The organism is Rhodanobacter caeni (assembly GCF_039523575.1).
Taxonomy (GTDB): Bacteria; Pseudomonadota; Gammaproteobacteria; order Xanthomonadales; family Rhodanobacteraceae; genus Rhodanobacter; species Rhodanobacter caeni.
The window spans coordinates 168,294-189,563 of the sequence record NZ_BAAAFO010000001.1; the positions used below are offsets into that span (position 1 = coordinate 168,294).

Genomic DNA, 21,270 nt, shown 5'->3' on the forward strand with positions numbered 1-21,270 from the left:
GGGAGGCAGGGAGGGGTGCTCTTCGATCTCAGGCTTGCCCGGCGCCCAGCGCCTGCAACTGGTCGGCCTGGTCTTCGCGGTTCAACGCGTCGATCAATTCACCCAAGTCACCCTGCATGATCTCGGCGAGGCTGTACAGGTTCAGGCCGATGCGGTGGTCGGTGACCAGGTTGTCCTTGTAGCGGTAGGTGCGGATGCGCTGGCTGCGGTCGCCCGTACCGACTTGCAAACGACGCGACTGGGCTTGTTCGGCAGCCTGTTTGCCGCGCTCGGCATCGAGCAGGCGCGCCTTCAGCAGGCTCATCGCGCGGGCCCGATTCTTGTGCTGGCTGCGTTCGTCCTGGCACTCCACCACCGTGCCGGTGGGCAGGTGGGTGATGCGAATGGCCGAGTCGGTCTTGTTTACGTGCTGCCCGCCGGCTCCCGATGCGCGAAATGTGTCGGTTTTGAGGTCGGCCGGGTTGATCGCGATGTCGTCGATCTCGTCCAGTTCGGGCAGCACGGCGACGGTGGCGGTGGAGGTGTGCACGCGGCCCTGCGACTCGGTGACCGGCACGCGCTTCACGCAGTGGGTGCCCGATTCAAATTTCAGCTGCGAGTACACGCCGCTGCCTTCGATGCGGGCGACGATTTCCCTGTAGCCGCCGTGCTCGCCGGCATGTTCACTAAGGATCTCGACGTGCCAGCGGCGGCTCTCGGCGTAGCGCAAGTACATGCGGAACAGGTCGCCGGCAAAAATCGCCGCTTCGTCGCCGCCGCTGCCTGCGCGCACTTCCAGGTAAAGATTCGCCTCGTCGCGCGGGTCCTTCGGTAGCAGCAGGATCTGCAGCTCGTCGTCCAGCTCCCGCAGGCGCTGTTCCAGCCGGCGCACGTCGTCGGCGGCCATCTCGCGCAGTTCGGCGTCGTCCAGCATGGCGCGCGCATCGGCCAGCTCGCGTTCGGCCTCATCGTGCTCGCGCAGCGAGGTGGCGACCGGTTCGAGCTGGGCGTATTCCTGCGACAGCGTGCGAAAGCGGGCGTTGTCGGCGTGCACGTCGGGCTGGGCCAGCAGCAGGCCGATTTCCTCGTGACGCTCGGCCAGGGCTTCGAGCTTGCGGCGGATCGATGGGGTCATGGAAAGAGAAGTGAGTGGAGAGGAGTGAGAAACGAGAGTGGCGGCGTACGGCTTTCTCTATTTTCTCACTCCTCTCCACTCACTTCTTGATCAAGCCCGTACAACCGGCCCGCCGCATGCAGCAGATCCATGTCACCGCTCAGCGCGGCCTCGCGCAGCCGCGCGCTGGGATGGTGCAGCAGCTTGTTGGTCAGCGTGTTGGCGAGATAGGCCAGCGCCTCGTCGGCCGGCTTGCCGTGGGCGAGCATGGCGCGGGCTTTTTCCAGCACCTCGTCGCGGTAGGTTTCCGCGTGCTGGCGCATGTCCAGCACCGGATTGTGCACGGTGAGCGCGCGGCGCCAGGCCATGTAGCGGTCCACCTGCAGGTCGATGATGGCATCCGCCTCGCGGGCGGCGGCCTGGCGCGAGCGGCGGTTCTCGTCGATCACCTGCTGCAGGTCGTCGATGCCGTAGAGGTAGACGTCCGGCAGCTCGGCCACGCTGGCCTCGATATCGCGCGGCACCGCGATGTCGACCATGAACATCGGTTTGCGCCGCCGCGTGGCCATCGCCTGCTCGACCATGGCGCGGGTGACGATCGGCGTGCGCGCGGCGGTGGAGGAAATCACGATGTCCGCTTCGGCCAGGTGCTGGGGCAGGTCGGCCAGCGCCACCGCGTAGCCGCCATGGCGGGCGGCCAGGTCCTGCGCGGTTTCCAGTGTGCGGTTGGCCACGATCAGCCGGCGCGCCTGCTTGTCGGCCAGGTGCCGCGCGGCCAGTTCGATGGTGTCGCCGGCGCCGATCAAGAGCACGCAGGCCTGCTTCAGGTCGGCGAAGACCTGCTCGGCCAGGCGCACGGCGGTGAACGCCACCGACACCGTATGCGCGCCGATGCGGGTATCGGTACGCACCCGCTTGGCCACGGCGAAGGTGTGCTGCAGCAGGCGGTCCAGCGGCGCGCCCAGCGCCTGCGCCGCGCGGGCCTGCTGGTAGGCATCCTTCACCTGGCCCAGGATCTGCGGCTCGCCCAGCACCATCGAATCGAGCCCGGTGGCGACGCGGAACATGTGCCGCACCGCGTCCTGTTCATCATGCCGATACAGGAACTCGTCCAGCTTGCCGGGCGTCAGATGATGGTGGCGGTTCAGCCATTGCTGCGGGACACCCTCGGCACCGGCCGCCACCCCGACATACAGTTCGGTGCGGTTGCAGGTAGACAGGATCAGCGCCTCTTCCACGCCCGGTTCGCCACGCAAGGCGCGCACGGCGGCCGCGGTGGCGTCCGGGTCGAACGCCACCCGCTCGCGCAGGCTGACCGGCGCGGTGAGGTGATTGAGCCCGAGGGCGATCAGCGGCATTTTCGGAGCAAATCCGGACGGGAATGACGGCAGCGTAGGCTAAGCTTGATGCCACCTGCCGTGGACGAAGCGACACGGCGAAACGGTCAAACAAACGGTGAACAGTGTGCGGAGCAGGGCGGTCAAGTTCAAGCAACTGCGGCATTTTACGGCAGTCTCGGCGTTCGCGCTGGGGCTGGGCGGGTGCGCCTCGATGGCCTCGCGGCCGGCCGCCACGCCGCCGCCGCCCGCGCAGCCGCTGGCCCACCTGGTGGTGGTCACCCCCGACGCCGACCACGACCTGCTGGCCCTGCTGCTGGCTGGCGAGATGGCCTTGAACCGCACCGACCTGGCCGCTGCCGCCGGCTTCTACGGCAAGGCGATGATGCTGAGCAACGAGCCGGAAGTGGCCGAACGCGCCGCCGGCCTGGCCACCGCGGTGCACGACGCAGCGGCCGCGCAGCGCGCGCTGGACCGCTGGCAATCGCTGGGCGCCAAACCGGCCGCGCTGGCGACCGGGCGCGCCGAACTGGCGCTGGACCGTGGCGATGGCGACGAGGCCGCCCGCCAACTGCAGCGATTGCTGGGCAGCGGCGACAAGGACGCCTGGCGCCAGTTTGGCCGTGTCCTGCTGGGTGCCCGCGACCAGGCCCAGGCCGGCCGGCTGCTGGAAAAACTGGCCACGCCCGCGCGCCTGCCGGCCGACCCCAAGGCATGGCTGGCGATGAGCGAACTGGGCGACAAGCTGGGGCGCCACGCCTACGCCATGCAGGTCGCGCAGGCGGCGATGCAGCGCTTCAAGAGTCCCGAGACCTACGCCTGGGCCGCGCAGATGACATTCCGCGCAGGCGACCACGCGGCGGCGCAGGCGCTGCTGCGCCAGGCCGTGGCGCGCCACCCGGAAAACATCGCGCTGCGCTTGGGTTATGCGGGCATGTTGAGCAAGGCCGGCGACGATGCCGCCGCCTTGCGCGTGCTCGATCGCGGCCCGCAGGATGCCGACACCTACGCCCTGCGCGCGTCGCTGGCCGCGGGCGCCAACGACATGCCGGCCCTCGCGGCGCTGTATCGGCAACTGCGCAAGGCCTCGCCCGAGGTGCGCCAGCGCAATGCCTACCTGCTAGGGCAACTGGCGCAGACGCAGCACCGCGATACCGAGGCGCTGGCCTGGTACGACCAGGTGGGCGACGACGATCCGCACGCGTTCGACGCCGACCTGCGCACGGCGGTGATCCTGCACTCGCAAAGCCATGTCGCCGAGGCCCACGAGCTGCTCGAGCAATTGCAGATGAGCTACCTCGACCAGCCCGATCAACTGCGCCAGGCCTATCAGGTGGATGCCGAGCTGTACATGCGCGAGCAGCACTTCGCGCTGGCGGAGGCCGCGTTCAACCGCGCGCTGCAGGTGGTGCCGAACGATCCGGCCTTGCTGTACGGGCGCGGGCTGGCCTATGCCGAGGCGGGCAAGGTGGACCAGGCGGTGAAGGATTTCGAGCACCTGCTGACGATCAAGCCCGGCGACGTCGATGCCAGCAACGCGCTGGGCTATACGTTGGCCGACGCCGACCGCGACCTGCCCCGTGCCGAAGAGCTGCTGCGCGTCGCGCGCGCGGCCAAGCCGCATGATCCGGCGATCGCCGACTCCTGGGGCTGGCTGCAGTATCGTCTCGGCCACCTCGACCAGGCCGCGCAGGTGCTGCGCGGCGCCTGGCAATCGCGCAAGGACACCGACGTCGGCGTGCACCTGGGCGAGGTGTTGTGGAAACAGGGCCGGCAACAGGAAGCAAAGACATTGTTCGACGAAGTGCGCAAGCTCGACCCGCACAGCAACCTGCTGCGCGACACCCTTAAAAGGCTGCAACCGTGACGCGGTGGTTGCGCTATGCCCTGTTGGCCTGGGCGTTGTTGCTGACCGCCTGCGTGCCCGCCGTGCGGATGAAGGGCGACGCCGGCCTGCTGGCCGACCAGCGCGCGCGCGAGCAGGCGCTGGCGCCGCTGGACCGCTGGATGTTGCAGGGCCGGCTGGGGGTGTCCAATGGCAAGGATGGAGGCAGCGGGAATTTCAGCTGGAGCCAGGACGGTGCGCATTACGAGTTCGTGCTGCGCGCGCCGGTCACCGGCAAGAGCTTCCGGCTCAGCGGCGACGACCATGGGGCCTTGATGGAAGGCCTGGACGGCGGGCCGATCCGCGGCCGCGACGCCGAATCGCTGATGCACCGGGCGCTGGGTTGGGACGTGCCGCTGCGCGACCTGCGCGCCTGGGTGCTGGGCCTGCGCGCCGATGGCGGTCCGGCCGAACTCACCTTCGGCGCCGACCGGCTGCCGGCCTCGCTGCTGCAGGACGGGTGGAGCGTGGACTATCGCGAATGGGATACCAGCCACCAGCCGCCGCTGCCGAAAAAGCTGTACGCCGCCAAACCGCCGTACAAGGTGAAGCTGGTGATCGAATCGTGGCAACTTCCCTGAACGCGGTTCGCGACCGCGGCACGCCCGGCTTCGACGCGCGCGACGGCAACAACGGCCGGATAGTGCGGGCCGATGCCGCCCACGTCGATGCGTTGTGCGGGATCGAGCGCAAGGCCGTGCAGCTGTTCCGCGGCCATCCGGCGTGGCCGTCCTATGCGGCGGTATCGATCCCGCCGGCGCTGCTGCATCTGGCCATCAGCCGTGGGCTGGTGTGGGTGGCGCTGGACGCGTCGGACGAGCCGGTGGGCTTCGTGTGGCTGGATACCGACGTGGGCGATGGCGCGATCGGTATCGCCGAGATCGACGTGCTGCCGTCGCATGGTCGGCGCGGCGTCGGCGCAGCGCTGCTGGAACATGCCTGCGACTGGGCGCGCGCGGCCGGTTACCGCCGGGTCGACCTGGGCACGCTGGCGGACGTGCCATGGAACGCGCCGTTCTACGCCAGGCACGGTTTCGCGGCGGTGGACAAGAACGAGCCGGGCTTCGCCTTCGCCCGCCAGCGCGATCGCGACAACGGCTTCCCCGAGCACCTGCGCCAGTTCATGAGCCGCGCCTTGCCGCCGCCCGCTGCGGGCGACTGGACCGCCTGGCCCGCGCCGGCCAAGCTCAACCTGTTCCTGCGCATCGTGGGTCGGCGCGACGATGGCTATCACGAGCTGCAGACGGTGTTCCGGCTGCTCGACTGGGGCGACGAGATACGCCTGCGCGTGCGTGACGACGGCCAGATCCGCCGCCTGAGCGATACGCCCGGCGTGCCGGCCGAACACGACCTGGTGACCCGGGCCGCGCGACTGCTGCAGGTCGATGGCGGCAAGGGGGTCGACATCACGGTGGAAAAACGCATCCCCATGGGCGGCGGCCTGGGCGGTGGCAGTTCCGATGCGGCCACTGTATTGGTGGCGCTCAACCATCTGTGGGGACGCGGGCTGGATGTCGATGCGCTGGCCGAACTGGGCCGCCAGCTCGGCGCCGACGTGCCGGTGTTCGTGCGCGGGCGCTCGGCCTGGGCGGAGGGCGTCGGCGAAAAGCTCACGCCGCTGAGCTTGCCGCGACGCTATCATGTCGTGCTCGACCCGCACGAGCCGGTGCCGACCGCGGCGCTTTTTCAAGCGCCTGAATTGACACGAAATGCGCCGCGGGCGACAATTTCGTCCTTTGTTTCCGGCGAAACGACGGAGAACGCCTTCACGGCGGCGGTGCGGGCCCGGCATCCTCCGGTGGCCGCGGCGCTGGACTGGCTGGCGGGCTTCGGCGCGGCGCGGCTTTCCGGCAGCGGTGGCGGCGTGTTTCTGGAAACGGGATCACTCGATCGGGCGGTGGCGATTGCGCGCCGCTGCCCGGCGGCATTCTCGGCGCAGGTGGCCGCGGGTGTCGACGTGTCGCCCTTGAACCGGGCTTTGGCGCGCTACGGCGGCGCGCCGTGAGCCGGGCAGGCAGTCGCTTGCGGCTGCCGGATGGATCGAACCAAAGCACGAACGAAAACTAAAACTTCTGGGGCGTCGCCAAGCTGGTTAAGGCACGGGATTTTGATTCCCGCATGCGCAGGTTCGAATCCTGCCGCCCCAGCCATTCATGATGGCCATTGGTTCTGAGGTAATGACTGTGGACACGTCCACTCCGATGCTGCTTTTTTCCGGCAATGCGCACCGCGCCTTGTCCGAAAAGGTCGCCCAGCGCCTGGGTGTGCCGCTGGGCAAGGCGCTGGTTGGCACCTTCAGCGACGGCGAAGTGCAGATCGAGATCGAGGAAAACGTCCGCCGCCAGGAGGTTTTCGTCATCCAGCCCACGGGCGCGCCGAGCGCGGAAAACCTGTTCGAGCTGCTGGCGCTTACCGATGCACTCAAGCGGGCCTCGGCCGCCAGCGTCACCGCGGTGATGCCGTATTTCGGCTACGCGCGGCAGGATCGCCGCCCGCGCTCCGCGCGGGTGCCGATCACCGCCAAGCTGGCTGCCAAGATGGTCAGCGCGGCGGGCGTGGACCGGCTGCTGACGGTGGACCTGCACGCCGACCAGATCCAGGGTTTCTTCGACATCCCGGTCGACAACGTGTACGCCTCGCCGGTGCTGCTGGCCGACATCTGGCGCAACCACGCCATGGACGACCTGATCGTGGTGAGCCCGGACGTGGGTGGCGTGGTGCGCGCGCGGGCCATTGCCAAGCGGCTGGACGACGCGGACCTGGCGATCATCGACAAGCGCCGTCCTCGCGCCAACGTCTCCACCGTGATGAACATCATCGGCGACGTGGACGGCAAGACCTGCGTGATGGTCGACGACATCGTGGACACCGCCGGCACCCTGTGCGCGGCCGCCGCCGCCCTGAAGGAGCGCGGTGCCCGCAGGGTGATCGCCTATTGCGTGCACCCGGTGCTGTCCGGCAAGGCGGTGAGCAACATCGAGAATTCCCAGCTCGACCAGCTCATCGTCACCGACACCTTGCCGCTGCGCGCCGAAGTGCAAGCCTGCGGCAAGATCCGCCAGCTGTCCGTCGCCGAACTGCTGGCCGAAACCATTCGCCGCATCGCCTACGGCGAGTCGGTGAGTTCGCTCTACGTCGATTGAAAGCGGGGAACGAGGAACAGGGAACGGGGAACATGAAGGCCTGACGCAAGCCGGCTTTTGTTCCCTGTTCCCTGTTCCCCGTTCCCCAAGACCAAGGCTCTCCTGGTCGCGGGAGAGTCACCCATCCACCGCAAGGTGGAACAACTCCAAGGTAGAAAGCAATGTCCAAGAATCTTGAAATCAAGGCGCAAAGCCGCAAGGACGAGGGGAAAGGTGCGAGCCGCCGCCTGCGTCGTGCCGCTTATGTGCCCGCCGTTGTCTACGGCGCCGGTCAGGCTCCCGAGAGCATCCAGATCGAGCACAACACCATCCTGCTGGCCGCGAAGAACGAGTCGTTCTTCTCCTCCGTGCTCGACCTCAATGTCGACGGCAAGGTGCAGAAGGTGCTGGTGCGCGACTGGCAGAAGCATCCGTTCAAGCAGCTGATGATGCACATGGATTTCCAGCGCATCGACGAGAACGCCAAGCTGCGCGCCAACGTGCCGCTGCACTTTCTCAACCAGGAAACCTCGCCGGCCGGCAAGATGTCCGGCGTGGTGATCTCGCACAACCTCACCGAGGTGGAAGTCAGCTGCCTGCCGAAGGACCTGCCCGCGTTCATCGAGCTGGACCTGGGTGCGATCGAGGCCGGCGACATCGTGCACCTGTCGCAGCTGAAGCTGCCGCCCAACGTGGAACTGCCCGCGCTGGCGCTCGGTGAAGCGCACGACGTTGCCGTGGTCACCGTCAATGCGGTCAAGGAAAACGCGGCCGATGCCGCCGAAGACGCTGCCGCCGAAGCCGAGGCCGAGGCCAACAAGGCCGCCGCTGCCAAGCCGGCCAAGCCGGCGGGCGACAAGAAGTAAGCCGCGGCGGCCTGCGCTCCGATGGGGTGCGGGCCGTCCTGCTGCTTGTGCGCATGGCTGGTTTGCGACTCATTGTCGGGCTGGGCAATCCCGGTGCCGAATACCTCCGAACCCGGCACAACGCCGGGTTCTGGCTAGTTGACGCCCTGGCCAGCGGGCAGGGCGAACGCTTCGCCTTCGACGGCAAGCTGCACGGCGAGAGTTGCCGCGTGCGCCTCGGTGGCGAGCTGGTCTGGCTGCTGAAGCCGGCCACCTTCATGAACAAGAGCGGCATCGCCGTGGTTTCGGCGCTGCGCTACTACAAGATCGACCCCGAGCAATGCCTGGTCGCGCACGACGACCTGGACCTGCCTGCCGGCACCGTGCGGATGAAGTTCGACGGCGGCCACGGCGGCCAGAACGGCCTGCGCGACATCATGGCCCACCTCGGCCACGGCAAGTTCCACCGGCTGCGCGTGGGCATCGGCCACCCCGGCCACCGCGACAAGGTCACCCCGTGGGTGCTGGGCCGGCCCTCGGCCACGGACGAGGACGCGATCCTGGATGGCATCGCCCGCGCCCTGGACGTGTTGCCGCTGGCGGTGGAAGGCCAGTTCGACAAGGCGATGCAGTTGTTGCATACGAAATAGCCGGGATTGGGGATACGGGATACGGGAGTCGTCAAAAGCACGGCCATCCCGCTCTTCCGGATCCCAAATCCCAAATCACGAATCCCGGAGCTCAAATGGGCATCAAATGCGGCATCGTCGGCCTGCCCAACGTCGGCAAGTCCACCCTGTTCAACGCGCTGACCAAGGCGGGCATCGCCGCGGCGAATTTCCCGTTCTGCACGATCGAGCCGAACGTGGGCGTGGTGCCGGTGCCGGACCCGCGGCTGAATGCGCTGGCGGCCATCGTCAATCCGCAGAAGGTGATCCCGACCGCGGTGGAGTTCGTCGACATTGCCGGCCTGGTGGCCGGCGCGTCGAAGGGCGAGGGCCTGGGCAACAAGTTCCTGGCGCACATCCGCGAGGTCGACGCGATCGCCCACGTGGTGCGCTGTTTCGAGGGTGACGTGATCCACGTCGCCGGCAAGGTCGACCCGATCGCCGACATCGAGACCATCGACACCGAGCTGGCGCTGGCCGACCTGGAGTCGGTGGAGAAGGCGCTGAACCGCGCCGAGCGCGCGGCCAAGGCGAACGACAAGGACGCGCTGGCGAAGAAGCCGGTGCTGCAGAAGTTGGCCGCCGGCCTCAATGAAGGCAGGTCCGCCCGCAGCCTGGGTCTGGACGAGGAAGAGAAGGCGCTGGTGCGCGACCTGTTCCTGCTCACCCTGAAGCCGCTGATGTACATCGCCAACGTTCCCGACGACGGTTTCGAGAACAACCCGCTGCTGGACGCCGTGCGCGAGCGCGCCGCTTCCGAAGGCGCCGAGGTGGTGCCGGTGTGCGCGGCGATCGAGGAGGAACTGGCCCAGCTGGACGACGCCGACCGCGACGAATTCCTGAAGGACATGGGCCTGGACGAGCCGGGCCTGAACCGGGTGATCCGTGCCGGCTACAAGCTGCTCGACCTGCAGACCTATTTCACCGCCGGCGTGAAGGAAGTGCGCGCCTGGCAGTTGCGCCGCGGCTCCAGCGCACCGCAGGCGGCGGGCGTGATCCACAGCGACTTCGAGAAGGGCTTCATCCGCGCCGAGACGATCGGTTACGACGACTTCATCCAGTACAAGGGCGAGGCCGGCGCCGCCGCCGCCGGTCGGCTGCGCAAGGAAGGCAAGGAGTACATCGTCAAGGACGGCGACGTGCTGCACTTCCTGTTCAACGTCTGAGTCCCGGACGCCCGGGGCGTAGCGATCAGATGTCGCGATCCTCGCCCTCGTTGATGTGTCGCTGCTGCGGTCCGGGCAGGCATCGAGTTCCCGCGTGCTGGAAAAAACCTCGTTCACCGGCAGCCTCGACGATGGCGAGCACCCTGCGCACCTGTGGCTGCGGATTCGGCGGGAGGGTGTGGCCGCCGCGGGCGAGCATGCTCTTACGACCGGGCGACGAAATCCGGTTCGCCACGTGCGACATGCTCGGCGCGGTGGTCGCCTGCAAGTCGGGCGGCGTAGAGCGTTCATCCGGCAGGGCATAATTGCGGCCTCCTACTTTGCCAACGGTATGCCACCCATGTCCGGCCAGCAGCACGAAGTGACCTTCCGCTTTCTCGCCCAGCCCACGGATGTGAATTTCGGCGGCAAGGTGCACGGCGGCATGGCGATGAAGTGGATCGACCAGGCGGGCTATGCCTGCGCGGTGGGCTGGAGCGGGGCGTACTGCGTCACCGCATCGGTGAGCGGGATCCAGTTCGTGGCGCCGATCCTGATCGGCGACCTGGTCACCGTGCGGGCGCGATTGATCCACACCGGCACCAGCAGCATGCACCTGGCGGTGGACGTGTTGGCGCGCGACCTGCGCCGGGACGAGCAGCGCCTGGCCACCAGCTGCGTCATGGTTTTCGTGGCGCTCGACGGGCAGGACGGCAAGCCCACTCCGGTGCCGCGCTGGGAGCCGCGCGACGACGCCGAGCGCCGGCTGCAGGCGCAGGCGCGGCAACTGATGGAGTTGTCCAGGGGCATGGAGCAACTGGTCGATCTGCGTGCCTCGACACTGGCTTGAGTGCCGGCAAAAAACCGCCGGAAAGTCGCCTCTGCATGCGAATTCGATGCCACAAGGTGTTGACAGTTCAGGGCCCGATCCACACAATACGCGTTCTTTGTTGGAGGGATACCCAAGCGGCCAACGGGGGCAGACTGTAAATCTGCTGGCTTACGCCTTCGGTGGTTCGAATCCACCTCCCTCCACCAGTTGCAGGCGGCATCATGTGACGCGAAAGCGGCGCAGGTGACAAAGGGTTCCGCGCAGGGCGGGAGTAGTTCAATGGTAGAACATCAGTTTTCCAAACTGATTACGCGGGTTCGATTCCCGCCTTCCGCTCCATTGCGCTGCCTCTGTCGCAGGCTGTCGATCGAAGCGGTTGCCACCCGGGATCGACGCTTTTTTGAAGAGTCCGGCAGGACGCCGGTCTGAAGTTCGCCATCGGGAAAGATGGCTGGGATACACCAAGATTCCTGCTCATGTAGCTCAGTCGGTAGAGCACTTCCTTGGTAAGGAAGAGGTCACAGGTTCGATTCCTGTTATGAGCACCATTTTCGTTTGACCTTCACGGTCGTGACCCTTGCAGGGCACGTTTTTCTTCAAACCATTGACTCCATCGGGGTTTAGCGCGCATGGCAAAGGGTAAATTCGAACGCACCAAGCCGCACGTCAACGTCGGCACGATTGGTCACGTGGATCACGGCAAGACGACGCTGACGGCAGCACTGACGAAGGTCGGTGCCGAGCGCTTCGGTGGCGAGTTCAAGGACTACAGCGCGATCGACGCGGCGCCGGAAGAGAAGGCGCGCGGCATCACGATCTCGACGGCGCACGTGGAATACGAATCGCCGACGCGCCACTACGCGCACGTGGACTGCCCGGGGCACGCCGACTACGTGAAGAACATGATCACGGGTGCGGCGCAGATGGACGGTGCGATCCTGGTGTGCTCGGCCGCTGACGGCCCGATGCCGCAGACGCGCGAGCACATCCTGCTGAGCCGCCAGGTGGGCGTGCCGTACATCGTGGTGTTCCTGAACAAGGCCGACATGGTCGACGACGCCGAGCTGCTCGAGCTGGTCGAGATGGAAGTGCGCGAGCTGCTCAGCAAGTACGACTTCCCGGGCGACGACACCCCGATCATCAAGGGTTCGGCGCTGAAGGCGCTGGAAGGCGACCAGAGCGAGATCGGCGTGCCGGCGATCATCCAGCTGGTGGACGCGCTGGACAGCTACATCCCGGAGCCGGTGCGCACGATCGACAAGCCGTTCCTGATGCCGGTGGAAGACGTGTTCTCGATCTCGGGCCGCGGCACCGTGGTGACCGGTCGTATCGAGCGCGGCATCATCAAGGTCGGTGACGAAGTCGAAGTGGTCGGTATCCGCGACACGCAGAAGACCACCGTCACCGGCGTGGAAATGTTCCGCAAGCTGCTGGACCAGGGCCAGGCGGGCGACAACGCCGGTCTGCTGCTGCGCGGCCTGAAGCGTGACGACGTGGAGCGCGGCCAGGTGCTGGCCAAGCCGGGCACGATCACCCCGCACACCAACTTCGAGGCCGAGGTGTACGTGCTGTCGAAGGACGAGGGTGGCCGTCATACGCCGTTCTTCAAGGGCTACCGTCCGCAGTTCTACTTCCGCACGACCGACGTGACCGGTGCCGTGACCCTGCCGGAAGGCGTGGAAATGGTGATGCCGGGCGACAACGTGAAGATGGTGGTCGAGCTGATCCACCCGATCGCGATGGACGAAGGCCTGCGTTTCGCCATCCGCGAAGGCGGCCGCACCGTCGGCGCCGGCGTGGTGGCCAAGGTCATCAAGTAATACTGCGGGATTCGGGAATCGGGAGTCGGGAATCGGAAAAGCAGCGATCCGCGCTTTTCCGGCTCCACGATTCCCGATTCCCCATTCCTGATTCCCGTTTCATACGCCAGTAGCTCAATTGGCAGAGCAGCGGTCTCCAAAACCGCAGGTTGGGGGTTCAAGTCCCTCCTGGCGTGCCACTTTTCGAGGAGCGATGGCGGGTGGCGGATGGCGATACCGGCCGCAAGGTCCGGTGCGCCGATGACACACGGCAACTGCGCATGAATACCAAGGCAGAACAGCCCAAGGGCACGAACGCCGCCGATATCGGCAAGCTGGTACTGGCGGGGCTGGTGCTGGCCGCCGGTATCTTTGCCTATTCCTGGTTCAACAACGACGCCAATGTCCCTGGTACGGTCCGCCTCTTGGGCGTGCTGGCCGCGTTGGTGATCGCGCTGGCCATTGCGGCCTTCACCGGGCCCGGCCGGCGCGTGCGGCACTTCATCAGCGAGTCCCAGTTCGAAATGCGCAAGGTCGTGTGGCCGACGCGCGACGAAACGCTGAAGACGACCGGCATCATTATCCTGGTGGTGATCATCCTGTCGCTGCTGTTGGGTTTGATCGACCTGATTCTGAAGTCAGTCATCCTCGACTGGTTGCTGAAGTTGGGTTCCTGAGGTGGCAAGCATGAGCAAGCGCTGGTACGTGGTACATGCCTATTCCGGTTTCGAGAACCAGGTAAAGCGCTCGCTGGATGAACGTATCCAGCGCGCCGGCATGGAGGAGAAGTTCGGCGAAGTGCTGGTGCCGACCGAGGAAGTGATTGAAATGCGCGGCGGCCAGAAACGGCGCAGCGAGCGCAAGTTCTTTCCCGGGTACGTGCTGGTGCAGATCGAGGCCAATACCGAGGGAAAGGTGCCGCGCATCGACGACGAGTGCTGGCATCTGATCAAGGAAACGCCGAAAGTGATGGGTTTCATCGGCGGCACCGCCGATCGCCCGTTGCCGATCGGCGACAGCGAGGCGGAGGCCATCCTCAGCCGCGTGCGCGAGGGCGTCGAGAAGCCGCGGCCGAAGGTGCTGTTCGAGCCGGGCGAGATGGTGCGCGTCACCGAGGGACCGTTCAACGATTTCAACGGCGTGGTCGAGGAAGTCAATTACGAAAAGAGCCGCTTGCGCGTCGCGGTGCTGATCTTTGGTCGCTCCACCCCCGTAGAGCTGGAATTTGGTCAGGTCGAAAAAGCCTGACCCAGGGAGAAGGTAGTCCGGAGCGAACCCGCTCGGCACTTTCGCCCTCTCCCCGCTCGCCAGGGAGAGTTGGAGGGGGGAGCCCCGTTTCGCCGTAACACTCCGCTTTCGATTCACTCGACGCCCTCATTGGCACGGGGCTTGCTCAAAACCAGATAAATCTCTACACTACGCGGTTCACGCTGGGTCTTTTCGACTCGGCGTGCCTGCGTTTCGGGATCCGCACGAGGCGGATCTTCCTTCCATCCACGGACCGGTAACAGCGAGGAGCCGCAAGGCGCCAGCACTCGCGAGGAAATCCCATGGCAAAGAAAGTTATTGGTTACATCAAGTTGCAGGTCAAGGCCGGGCAGGCCAACCCGTCGCCGCCGGTGGGTCCCGCCCTCGGCCAGCGCGGTCTGAACATCATGGAGTTCTGCAAGGCGTTCAATGCCGCCACGCAGAAGCTGGAGCCGGGTCTGCCGATCCCGACCATCATCACGGCCTACTCCGACCGCAGCTTCACCTTCATCACCAAGACCCCGCCCGCCACCATCCTTCTGAAGAAGGCCACCGGCGTCGCCAAGGGTTCGCAGAAGCCGAACACCGACAAGGTCGGCAAGGTCACCCGCAAGCAGCTGGAAGACATTGCCAAGCAGAAGGAGCCGGATCTGACGGCGGCCGACCTCGACGCCGCGGTGCGCACCATTGCCGGTAGCGCCCGCAGCATGGGCCTGACGGTGGAGGGTTAAGACATGGCAAAGATCACCAAGCGCATGAAGGCGGCCCAGGCCGCGGTGCAGCCGGGCAAGGTCTACGGGCTGGAAGAAGCCCTGACCATCATCAAGAACAACGCCAAGGCCAAGTTCGTCGAATCCGTCGACGTGGCCGTGCGTCTGGGCATCGACGCGAAGAAGTCCGACCAGGGCGTGCGTGGTTCCTCGCTGCTGCCGCACGGCACCGGCAAGACCGTCAAGGTGGCGGTGTTCTGCCCGCCGGGCGAGAAGGCTGATGCGGCCAAGGCCGCCGGTGCCGACGCCGTCGGCATGGACGACCTGGCCGAGCGCATGCAGGCGGGCGAGCTCGACTTCGGTCGCGTGATCGCCACGCCGGACGCGATGCGCGTGGTCGGCAAGCTGGGCCAGCTGCTTGGCCCACGTGGCCTGATGCCGAACCCCAAGGACGGCTCGGTCACCGCCGACGTCGCCACGGCCGTCACCAATGCCAAGGCCGGCCAGGTGAAGTTCCGCAACGACAAGGGCGGCATCATTCACGCCACCATCGGCAAGGCGAGTTTCGAAGCGTCGCAGCTGGCCGACAACCTCAATGCGTTGATCGGCGACCTGCTGAAGGCCAAGCCGGCCACGGCGAAGGGCCAGTTCCTGCAGAAGGTCGCGTTGTCCAGCACGATGGGTGTCGGTGTTGCCGTGGATACCTCCACGCTGACGCTCGCCACCAAGTAAGTATCAAGTCCCGCACCGGTCGCTTCCGGTGCGGGCAAGTTTTTGAGGGCAGTTTCGGCCACCGGCCGATGCCGCCGTCAAAGACCGCAGGCGCGCTCAACGCGCGGTGACGACGGGCAGGACGCTCGCATTCTGGCAGGGAATCGCCGTCGCCGCCAACGGGACCGCTTAATCGGGTTCGAGAGAACCTGGCCTGCGCAGATGGTGCTGCCCTTCTGGAATGTTCGATTTGTTCTGGAAAGGCCATCACCCGGGACGTGCGTCCCCGGCGTCACGGATGGCGTCGCCCAGGACCGCAAGCGGCAGGAGCCGCAAGCGGAGTTCATTTGGAGGAGTGCAATGGCTCTCAATCTGTCACAGAAGAAAGAAGTAGTCGCCGAACTGGCAGGTGTTGCCGCAACGGCCCACTCCCTGGTCGCTGCCGAGTATGCGGGCACCACGGTCGAACAGATGACCGCGATGCGCAAGAAGGCTCGCGAATCCGGTGTGTACTTGCGGGTTGTCAAGAACACGCTGGCGTCGCGCGCCGTGGCCGGTACCGAATTCGAGGTCGTCAAGGACGCCCTGGTCGGTCCGTTGCTGTACGCATTCTCGACGGAAGAGCCCGGCGCTGCCGGGCGTCTGATCAAGGAATTTGCCAAGGGCAACGACAAGCTGAAGGCGAAGATCGTCTCGGTGGAAGGCAAGCTGCTGCCGGCCGAGCACGTCGAAGTGCTGGCCTCGCTGCCGACCCGCGAACAGGCGTTGGCCATGCTGGCCCGCGTGCTGGCCGAACCGGCCACGATGTTTGCGCGCGTGGTCAAGGCCGTCGCCGATCAGCAGGGTGGTGGCGAAGTCGCCGCCGAGACCCCGGCTGAAGCCGAGCCCGCCTGAGTTCATCGACTTACACACTGAATCGAATCACATCCAGAGGTAAATGAAATGTCCCTGTCCAACGAAGAAATCGTTGAAGCCGTCGCCGCCAAGTCGCTGATGGAAGTGATGGACCTGGTGAAGGCCATCGAAGAGAAGTTTGGCGTGACCGCCGCCGCTCCGGTGGCCGTGGCCGGTCCGGCGGCTGCTGCCCCGGCGGCCGAGGCGCAGACCGAGTTCGACGTCGTGCTGAAGAACGCCGGCGCCAAGAAGGTCGACGTGATCAAGGCCGTCCGCGCGATCACCGGCCTGGGCCTGAAGGAAGCCAAGGACCTCACCGAGGCCGGCGGCGTGCTGAAGGAAGGCGTGTCGAAGGAAGACGCCGAGAAGTTCAAGAAGGATCTGGAAGCTGCCGGCGCCACGGTCGAACTGAAGTAATTGGCGCCCTTGCGCGCTGTCAGTTTGATCTAGTTTCAGGCAAGCCTGGGGGCGAAAGCTCCCGGGCTTTGCCTGCTTCAAGCGGGAATGGGGAATGGAGAATGGGGAATCGTCGAGAGATGCAGGCTGTTTTGCTCTGACGATTCCCCATTCTCGATTCCCGAATTCCCACCCGGTTGGCCTTGGCCGGCCGGCAAGACAACTTATCCATTCAGCCGGTGTGTGCACCACCGGCGTCACAGCGAACCGAGGCGGTATTCACCATGGCCTACTCGTATACCGAGAAGAAGCGCATCCGCAAGGATTTTGGCAAACGTCCCCCCGTACTGGGCGTGCCCAACCTGCTGACCATCCAGACCGATTCCTACCGGGAGTTCCTGCAGGAGCACGTCGCGCCCAAGCAGCGTGAGGACAAGGGCCTGCACGCGGCGTTGAAGTCGGTGTTCCCGATTTCCAGCTATTCCGGCAATGCCGCGCTGGAGTATGTCGACTACCGCCTGGGGGAGCCGGCGTTCGACGAACGCGAGTGCCGCAACCGCGGCATGACCTTCGGCGCGCCGCTGCGCACCACCGTGCGCCTGGTCATCTATGACAAGGACAGCCCCGCCTCGAAGAAAGTGGTGAAGTACATCAAGGAGCAGGAGGTCTACATGGGCGAGATCCCGCTCATGACCGACACCGGCACCTTCATCATCAACGGCACCGAGCGCGTGATAGTCTCGCAGCTGCATCGTTCGCCGGGCGTGTTCTTCGACCACGACCGCGGCAAGACGCACAGCTCGGGCAAGCTGCTGTTCTCGGCCCGCGTGATTCCCTACCGCGGTTCGTGGCTCGATTTCGAGTTCGACCCGAAGGACGCGCTGTTCACCCGCATCGACCGTCGCCGCAAGCTGCCGGTGACGGTGCTGCTGCGCGCGCTGGGCTACAGCAACGAGGAGATGCTGGCCATCTTCTTCGAGCACAACGTGTTCCACCTGGGCAAGAAGGGCGGCACCACGCTGGAGCTGGTGGCCGAGCGCCTGCGCGGCGAAACGCTGAGCTTCGACCTGGCCGTGGGCGGCAAGGTGCTGGTGGAAGCCGGCAAGCGCATCACTGCGCGCCACGTGCGCCAGCTGGCGGCCGAGGACATCACCGCGCTGGAAGTGCCCGACGACTATCCGGTGGGCCGTATCCTGGCCACCGACATCGTCGATGCGCAGACCGGCGAACTGCTGGCCTCGGCCAACGACGAGATCACCGCCGAGCATCTGGAAGCCTTCCGCAAGGCCGGCATCGAGACGCTGCCCACGCTGTACGTGAACGACCTCGATCGCGGCGCCTACATCTCGCACACCCTGCGTATCGACAACACCAAGACGCCGCTGGAGGCGCTGGTGGAGATCTACCGCATGATGCGCCCGGGCGAGCCGCCGACCAAGGACGCCGCGCAGAACCTGTTCTTCAACCTGTTCTTCACCTTCGACCGCTACGACCTGTCGGCGGTGGGCCGGATGAAGTTCAACCGCCGCGTGGGCCGCCAGGACATCCTGGGCCCGGGCGTGCTGTATGACCACAAGTTCTTCAGCGAGCGCAAGGAAGAGTCGTCGCAGGAGCTGGTCAAGGAGCAGGGCGAGCGCTCCGACATCCTTGACGTGCTGAAGGTGCTGATCGACATCAAGAATGGCCATGGCACCGTCGACGACATCGATCACCTGGGCAACCGCCGCGTGCGTTCGGTGGGCGAGATGGCCGAGAACACTTTCCGTATCGGCCTGGTGCGCGTGGAGCGTGCCGTGCGCGAGCGCCTGTCGCTGGCCGAGGCCGATGGCCTGACGCCGCAGGACCTGATCAATGCCAAGCCGGTGGCGGCGGCGGTGAAGGAGTTCTTCGGCTCCTCGCAGCTGTCCCAGTTCATGGACCAGAACAACCCGCTGTCCGAAGTGACGCACAAGCGCCGCGTCTCCGCGCTGGGGCCGGGTGGTCTCACCCGCGAACGCGCCGGTTTCGAAGTGCGCGACGTGCACCCGACCCATTACGGCCGCGTCTGCACCATCGAAACGCCGGAAGGCCCGAACATCGGCCTGATCAACTCGCTGGCCGTGTACGCCCGCACCAACCAGTACGGCTTCCTGGAAACGCCGTACCGCAAGGTGGTGGACGGCAAGGTCACCGACAAGGTGGACTACCTGTCGGCGATCGAGGAGGGCGACCACGTGATCGCGCAGGCGAACTCGCCGCTGGACAAGCACGGCGAGTTCATCGAGGACTTCGTGTCCTGCCGTTTCCGCGGCGAATCCGAGTTGCGTCCGGCGTCCGAGATCAACTACATGGACGTCTCGCCGATGCAGACCGTGTCGGTCGCCGCGGCACTGGTGCCATTCCTGGAGCACGATGACGCGAACCGCGCGCTGATGGGCGCGAACATGCAGCGCCAAGCCGTGCCGACCCTGCGTTCGCAGACCCCGTTGGTGGGTACCGGCATCGAACGCGCCGTGGCGCGCGACTCCGGCGTCATCGTCAGCGCCAAGCGCGGCGGCGTGATCGACCAGGTCGACGCGGCCCGCATCGTGGTGCGCGTGAACGAGGAGGAAGTCGGCGACAACGACGCCGGCGTCGACATCTACACGCTGACCAAGTACACCCGCTCCAACCAGAACACCAACCTCAACCAGCGTCCGCTGGTGAACGTGGGTGACGTGGTGGCGAAGGGCGACACGCTGGCCGACGGTTCGTCGACCGACCTGGGCGAGCTCGCGCTCGGCCAGAACATGCTGATCGCGTTCATGCCGTGGAACGGCTACAACTTCGAAGACTCGATCCTGCTCTCCGAGCGCGTCGTGCAGGAAGACCGCTACACCTCGATCCACATCGAGGAGCTGTCCTGCATTGCGCGCGACACCAAGCTGGGCGCCGAGGAGATCACCGCCGACATCCCGAACGTGGGCGAGCAGGCGCTGGCGCGCCTGGACGAGAGCGGCATCGTGTACATCGGTGCGGAAGTGAAGGCCGGCGACATCATGGTCGGCAAGGTCACGCCGAAGGGCGAAAGCCAGCTGACCCCGGAAGAGAAGCTGCTGCGCGCGATCTTCGGCGAGAAGGCGTCCGACGTGAAGGACAGCTCGCTGCGCGTGCCGCCGGGCATGGACGGTACCGTCATCGACGTGCAGGTGTTCACCCGCGACGGCATCGAGAAGGACAAGCGCGCGCGCCAGATCGAGGAAATGGAAGTGAAGCGGATCCGCAAGGATTTCGACGACCAGTTCCGCATCCTCGAAGGCGCGATCTACAACCGCATGCGCACCCAGCTGGTCGGCCAGTCCGCGATGAGCGGCCCGGGTGGCCTCAAGCGCGGCACCGAAATCACCGACGCCTATCTGGACGGGCTGAAGAAGGACGACTGGTTCAAGATCAACGTCAAGGACGAGGCCGTCACGGAATTCCTGGAGCGCGCGGCCGATCAGGTCAAGCGTCACAAGGAGGAGTTCGACAAGCGCTTCAAGGAGAAGCAGGGCAAGATCACCCAGGGTGACGATCTGGCCCCCGGCGTGCTGAAGATGGTCAAGGTGTTCCTGGCCGTGAAGCGCCGCATCCAGCCGGGCGACAAGATGGCCGGCCGCCACGGCAACAAGGGCGTGGTCTCCAACGTGGTGCCCGTCGAGGACATGCCCTACATGGCCAACGGCGAGGCGGTCGACATCTGCCTGAATCCGCTGGGCGTGCCGTCGCGCATGAACATCGGCCAGATTCTGGAAGTGCATCTGGGCTGGGCCGCCAAGGGCCTGGGCAAGAAGATCCAGAAGATGATCGAGACGCAGGAGAAGGTGACCAAGATCCGCGAGTTCCTGGACCAGGTCTACAACCATCACGCCGCCGGCGCCGTGCAGCACGTCGATCTGAAGTCGCTGACCGACGACGAGATCCGCGCGCTGGCGGACAACCTGCAGGAAGGCGTGCCGATGGCCACGCCGGTGTTCGACGGTGCCGAGGAAACCGAGATCAAGGCGATGCTGAGGCTGGCGGATCTGCCCGAGTCGGGCCAGACCACGCTGTACGACGGTCGCACCGGCGAGGCGTTCGATCGCCCGGTCACCGTGGGCTACATGCACTACCTGAAGCTCAACCACCTGGTCGACGACAAGATGCACGCGCGCTCCACCGGCCCGTACTCGCTGGTTACCCAGCAGCCGCTGGGCGGCAAGGCGCAGTTCGGCGGCCAGCGCTTCGGCGAAATGGAAGTCTGGGCGCTGGAAGCCTACGGCGCGGCGTACACGCTGCAGGAAATGTTGACGGTGAAATCCGACGACGTGCAGGGCCGCAACCAGATGTACAAGAACATCGTCGACGGCAACCACGAGATGTCCGCGGGCATGCCGGAATCCTTCAACGTGCTGGTGAAGGAAATCCGCTCGCTCTGCATCGACATCGATCTGGAAGAGATCAAGTGACCGACGGGACTCGGGATCGGGGATTACCAGACATTCGTCTGTTAAAAACCGGGATTTGCAAAGGCAAGCCCGGTTCCCGGCTCGGCTCCCGCAAGCCTGATCTCGTTCGCGTCGCGGACCTCGACACCAAAAGAATTTGC

General features: G+C 65.8%; 19 protein-coding genes and 5 tRNA genes. 21 read left to right on the plus strand and 3 right to left on the minus strand.

Annotated features, from left to right (window positions below; all coding sequences use genetic code 11):
- Positions 1 to 28 precede the first annotated feature (28 nt).
- Both prfA and hemA read right to left on the minus strand, forming a co-directional pair.
- Positions 29 to 1,114, minus strand: a complete 1,086-nt coding sequence (gene prfA / locus ABD017_RS00795) for a peptide chain release factor 1 (protein WP_343879244.1) — start codon at positions 1,112 to 1,114, stop codon at positions 29 to 31.
- Positions 1,115 to 1,179: 65 nt separating this feature from the next.
- Complete coding sequence (hemA, locus tag ABD017_RS00800; RefSeq protein ID WP_343879246.1) at positions 1,180 to 2,451, minus strand: glutamyl-tRNA reductase; 1,272 nt, start codon at positions 2,449 to 2,451, stop codon at positions 1,180 to 1,182.
- A 193-nt stretch (positions 2,452 to 2,644) separates the two neighbouring features.
- Here hemA and ABD017_RS00805 point away from each other — a divergent pair, with 193 nt between their 5' ends.
- From ABD017_RS00805 to ychF, 8 genes are all read left to right on the plus strand, one after another.
- Positions 2,645 to 4,297 carry a tetratricopeptide repeat protein gene (locus ABD017_RS00805; protein ID WP_343879248.1) on the plus strand — a complete coding sequence of 551 codons (1,653 nt, stop codon included), beginning with the start codon at positions 2,645 to 2,647 and terminating at the stop codon, positions 4,295 to 4,297.
- A complete protein-coding gene (gene lolB, locus ABD017_RS00810) occupies positions 4,294 to 4,896 on the plus strand; it encodes a lipoprotein insertase outer membrane protein LolB (RefSeq protein WP_343879250.1) in 603 nt (200 codons plus the stop codon). The genes ABD017_RS00805 and lolB overlap by 4 nt, the downstream gene beginning before the upstream one ends.
- Positions 4,897 to 4,955: 59 nt before the next feature.
- Positions 4,956 to 6,320: a 4-(cytidine 5'-diphospho)-2-C-methyl-D-erythritol kinase gene (ispE, locus tag ABD017_RS00815; protein ID WP_343880608.1), complete on the plus strand. Its 1,365-nt coding sequence runs from the start codon at positions 4,956 to 4,958 to the stop codon at positions 6,318 to 6,320.
- A 68-nt stretch (positions 6,321 to 6,388) separates the two neighbouring features.
- Positions 6,389 to 6,465: transfer RNA gene (locus ABD017_RS00820), tRNA-Gln, on the plus strand.
- A gap of 27 nt (positions 6,466 to 6,492) precedes the next feature.
- Positions 6,493 to 7,458: a ribose-phosphate diphosphokinase gene (locus ABD017_RS00825; protein ID WP_343879252.1), complete on the plus strand. Its 966-nt coding sequence runs from the start codon at positions 6,493 to 6,495 to the stop codon at positions 7,456 to 7,458.
- A 161-nt stretch (positions 7,459 to 7,619) separates the two neighbouring features.
- The gene (locus ABD017_RS00830) at positions 7,620 to 8,303 is read left to right on the plus strand and encodes a 50S ribosomal protein L25/general stress protein Ctc (protein WP_343879254.1); all 684 of its coding nucleotides are present in this window, start codon (positions 7,620 to 7,622) and stop codon (positions 8,301 to 8,303) included.
- Positions 8,304 to 8,356: 53 nt separating this feature from the next.
- Complete coding sequence (gene pth / locus ABD017_RS00835) at positions 8,357 to 8,932, plus strand: aminoacyl-tRNA hydrolase (protein ID WP_343879256.1); 576 nt, start codon at positions 8,357 to 8,359, stop codon at positions 8,930 to 8,932.
- Positions 8,933 to 9,027: 95 nt separating this feature from the next.
- On the plus strand, positions 9,028 to 10,116 hold the full coding sequence (gene ychF / locus ABD017_RS00840; RefSeq protein ID WP_343879258.1) for a redox-regulated ATPase YchF: 1,089 nt from the start codon (positions 9,028 to 9,030) through the stop codon (positions 10,114 to 10,116).
- 25 nt (positions 10,117 to 10,141) lie between these two features.
- On the opposite strand, the gene ABD017_RS00845 is transcribed toward ychF, so the two are convergent.
- The gene (locus ABD017_RS00845) at positions 10,142 to 10,360 is read right to left on the minus strand and encodes a hypothetical protein (protein WP_343879260.1); all 219 of its coding nucleotides are present in this window, start codon (positions 10,358 to 10,360) and stop codon (positions 10,142 to 10,144) included.
- 96 nt (positions 10,361 to 10,456) lie between these two features.
- Here ABD017_RS00845 and ABD017_RS00850 point away from each other — a divergent pair, with 96 nt between their 5' ends.
- The 13 genes from ABD017_RS00850 to rpoB all read left to right on the plus strand — a co-directional run bounded on the left by ABD017_RS00850 (position 10,457) and on the right by rpoB (position 21,130).
- Entirely contained in the window at positions 10,457 to 10,945 is a 489-nt protein-coding gene (locus ABD017_RS00850) for an acyl-CoA thioesterase (RefSeq protein ID WP_343879262.1), read from the plus strand.
- Between the two features lie 102 nt (positions 10,946 to 11,047).
- Positions 11,048 to 11,133: transfer RNA gene (locus ABD017_RS00855), tRNA-Tyr, on the plus strand.
- Between the two features lie 59 nt (positions 11,134 to 11,192).
- Positions 11,193 to 11,266: transfer RNA gene (locus ABD017_RS00860), tRNA-Gly, on the plus strand.
- A gap of 133 nt (positions 11,267 to 11,399) precedes the next feature.
- Positions 11,400 to 11,475 (plus strand) — tRNA-Thr (locus tag ABD017_RS00865).
- An 81-nt stretch (positions 11,476 to 11,556) separates the two neighbouring features.
- A complete protein-coding gene (tuf, locus tag ABD017_RS00870; RefSeq protein ID WP_343879264.1) occupies positions 11,557 to 12,747 on the plus strand; it encodes an elongation factor Tu in 1,191 nt (396 codons plus the stop codon).
- Between the two features lie 103 nt (positions 12,748 to 12,850).
- Positions 12,851 to 12,926, plus strand: a tRNA-Trp gene (locus tag ABD017_RS00875).
- 81 nt (positions 12,927 to 13,007) lie between these two features.
- Positions 13,008 to 13,403 (plus strand): preprotein translocase subunit SecE, encoded by a 396-nt coding sequence (secE, locus tag ABD017_RS00880; RefSeq protein WP_343879266.1) that lies wholly within the window; start codon positions 13,008 to 13,010, stop codon positions 13,401 to 13,403.
- A 10-nt stretch (positions 13,404 to 13,413) separates the two neighbouring features.
- Positions 13,414 to 13,974 (plus strand): transcription termination/antitermination protein NusG, encoded by a 561-nt coding sequence (nusG, locus tag ABD017_RS00885; protein WP_343879268.1) that lies wholly within the window; start codon positions 13,414 to 13,416, stop codon positions 13,972 to 13,974.
- A 302-nt stretch (positions 13,975 to 14,276) separates the two neighbouring features.
- Positions 14,277 to 14,705, plus strand: coding sequence for a 50S ribosomal protein L11 (gene rplK, locus ABD017_RS00890; protein ID WP_343879270.1), 429 nt, complete (start codon positions 14,277 to 14,279; stop codon positions 14,703 to 14,705).
- A gap of 3 nt (positions 14,706 to 14,708) precedes the next feature.
- Positions 14,709 to 15,416, plus strand: coding sequence for a 50S ribosomal protein L1 (rplA, locus tag ABD017_RS00895; protein WP_343879272.1), 708 nt, complete (start codon positions 14,709 to 14,711; stop codon positions 15,414 to 15,416).
- A gap of 339 nt (positions 15,417 to 15,755) precedes the next feature.
- Positions 15,756 to 16,289: a 50S ribosomal protein L10 gene (gene rplJ, locus ABD017_RS00900; RefSeq protein ID WP_343879273.1), complete on the plus strand. Its 534-nt coding sequence runs from the start codon at positions 15,756 to 15,758 to the stop codon at positions 16,287 to 16,289.
- Between the two features lie 48 nt (positions 16,290 to 16,337).
- Complete coding sequence (gene rplL, locus ABD017_RS00905) at positions 16,338 to 16,706, plus strand: 50S ribosomal protein L7/L12 (protein WP_343879275.1); 369 nt, start codon at positions 16,338 to 16,340, stop codon at positions 16,704 to 16,706.
- A 263-nt stretch (positions 16,707 to 16,969) separates the two neighbouring features.
- Positions 16,970 to 21,130 (plus strand): DNA-directed RNA polymerase subunit beta, encoded by a 4,161-nt coding sequence (gene rpoB, locus ABD017_RS00910; RefSeq protein WP_343879277.1) that lies wholly within the window; start codon positions 16,970 to 16,972, stop codon positions 21,128 to 21,130.
- Positions 21,131 to 21,270 lie beyond the last annotated feature (140 nt).

Excerpts from the sequence above, each read along its gene's own strand:
- ABD017_RS00850 (WP_343879262.1), top strand. The coding sequence starts at position 10,457 with ATGTCCGGCCAGCAGCACGAAGTGACCTTCCGCTTTCTCGCCCAGCCC.
- prfA (WP_343879244.1), bottom strand. The coding sequence starts at position 1,114 with ATGACCCCATCGATCCGCCGCAAGCTCGAAGCCCTGGCCGAGCGTCAC.
- rpoB (WP_343879277.1), top strand. The coding sequence starts at position 16,970 with ATGGCCTACTCGTATACCGAGAAGAAGCGCATCCGCAAGGATTTTGGC.
- hemA (WP_343879246.1), bottom strand. The coding sequence starts at position 2,451 with ATGCCGCTGATCGCCCTCGGGCTCAATCACCTCACCGCGCCGGTCAGC.
- rplA (WP_343879272.1), top strand. The coding sequence starts at position 14,709 with ATGGCAAAGATCACCAAGCGCATGAAGGCGGCCCAGGCCGCGGTGCAG.
- ABD017_RS00830 (WP_343879254.1), top strand. The coding sequence starts at position 7,620 with ATGTCCAAGAATCTTGAAATCAAGGCGCAAAGCCGCAAGGACGAGGGG.
- pth (WP_343879256.1), top strand. The coding sequence starts at position 8,357 with ATGGCTGGTTTGCGACTCATTGTCGGGCTGGGCAATCCCGGTGCCGAA.
- secE (WP_343879266.1), top strand. The coding sequence starts at position 13,008 with ATGAATACCAAGGCAGAACAGCCCAAGGGCACGAACGCCGCCGATATC.
- ABD017_RS00845 (WP_343879260.1), bottom strand. The coding sequence starts at position 10,360 with ATGTCGCACGTGGCGAACCGGATTTCGTCGCCCGGTCGTAAGAGCATG.
- nusG (WP_343879268.1), top strand. The coding sequence starts at position 13,414 with ATGAGCAAGCGCTGGTACGTGGTACATGCCTATTCCGGTTTCGAGAAC.
- ychF (WP_343879258.1), top strand. The coding sequence starts at position 9,028 with ATGGGCATCAAATGCGGCATCGTCGGCCTGCCCAACGTCGGCAAGTCC.
- rplL (WP_343879275.1), top strand. The coding sequence starts at position 16,338 with ATGTCCCTGTCCAACGAAGAAATCGTTGAAGCCGTCGCCGCCAAGTCG.
- rplK (WP_343879270.1), top strand. The coding sequence starts at position 14,277 with ATGGCAAAGAAAGTTATTGGTTACATCAAGTTGCAGGTCAAGGCCGGG.
- rplJ (WP_343879273.1), top strand. The coding sequence starts at position 15,756 with ATGGCTCTCAATCTGTCACAGAAGAAAGAAGTAGTCGCCGAACTGGCA.
- ABD017_RS00825 (WP_343879252.1), top strand. The coding sequence starts at position 6,493 with ATGACTGTGGACACGTCCACTCCGATGCTGCTTTTTTCCGGCAATGCG.
- tuf (WP_343879264.1), top strand. The coding sequence starts at position 11,557 with ATGGCAAAGGGTAAATTCGAACGCACCAAGCCGCACGTCAACGTCGGC.
- ABD017_RS00805 (WP_343879248.1), top strand. The coding sequence starts at position 2,645 with ATGGCCTCGCGGCCGGCCGCCACGCCGCCGCCGCCCGCGCAGCCGCTG.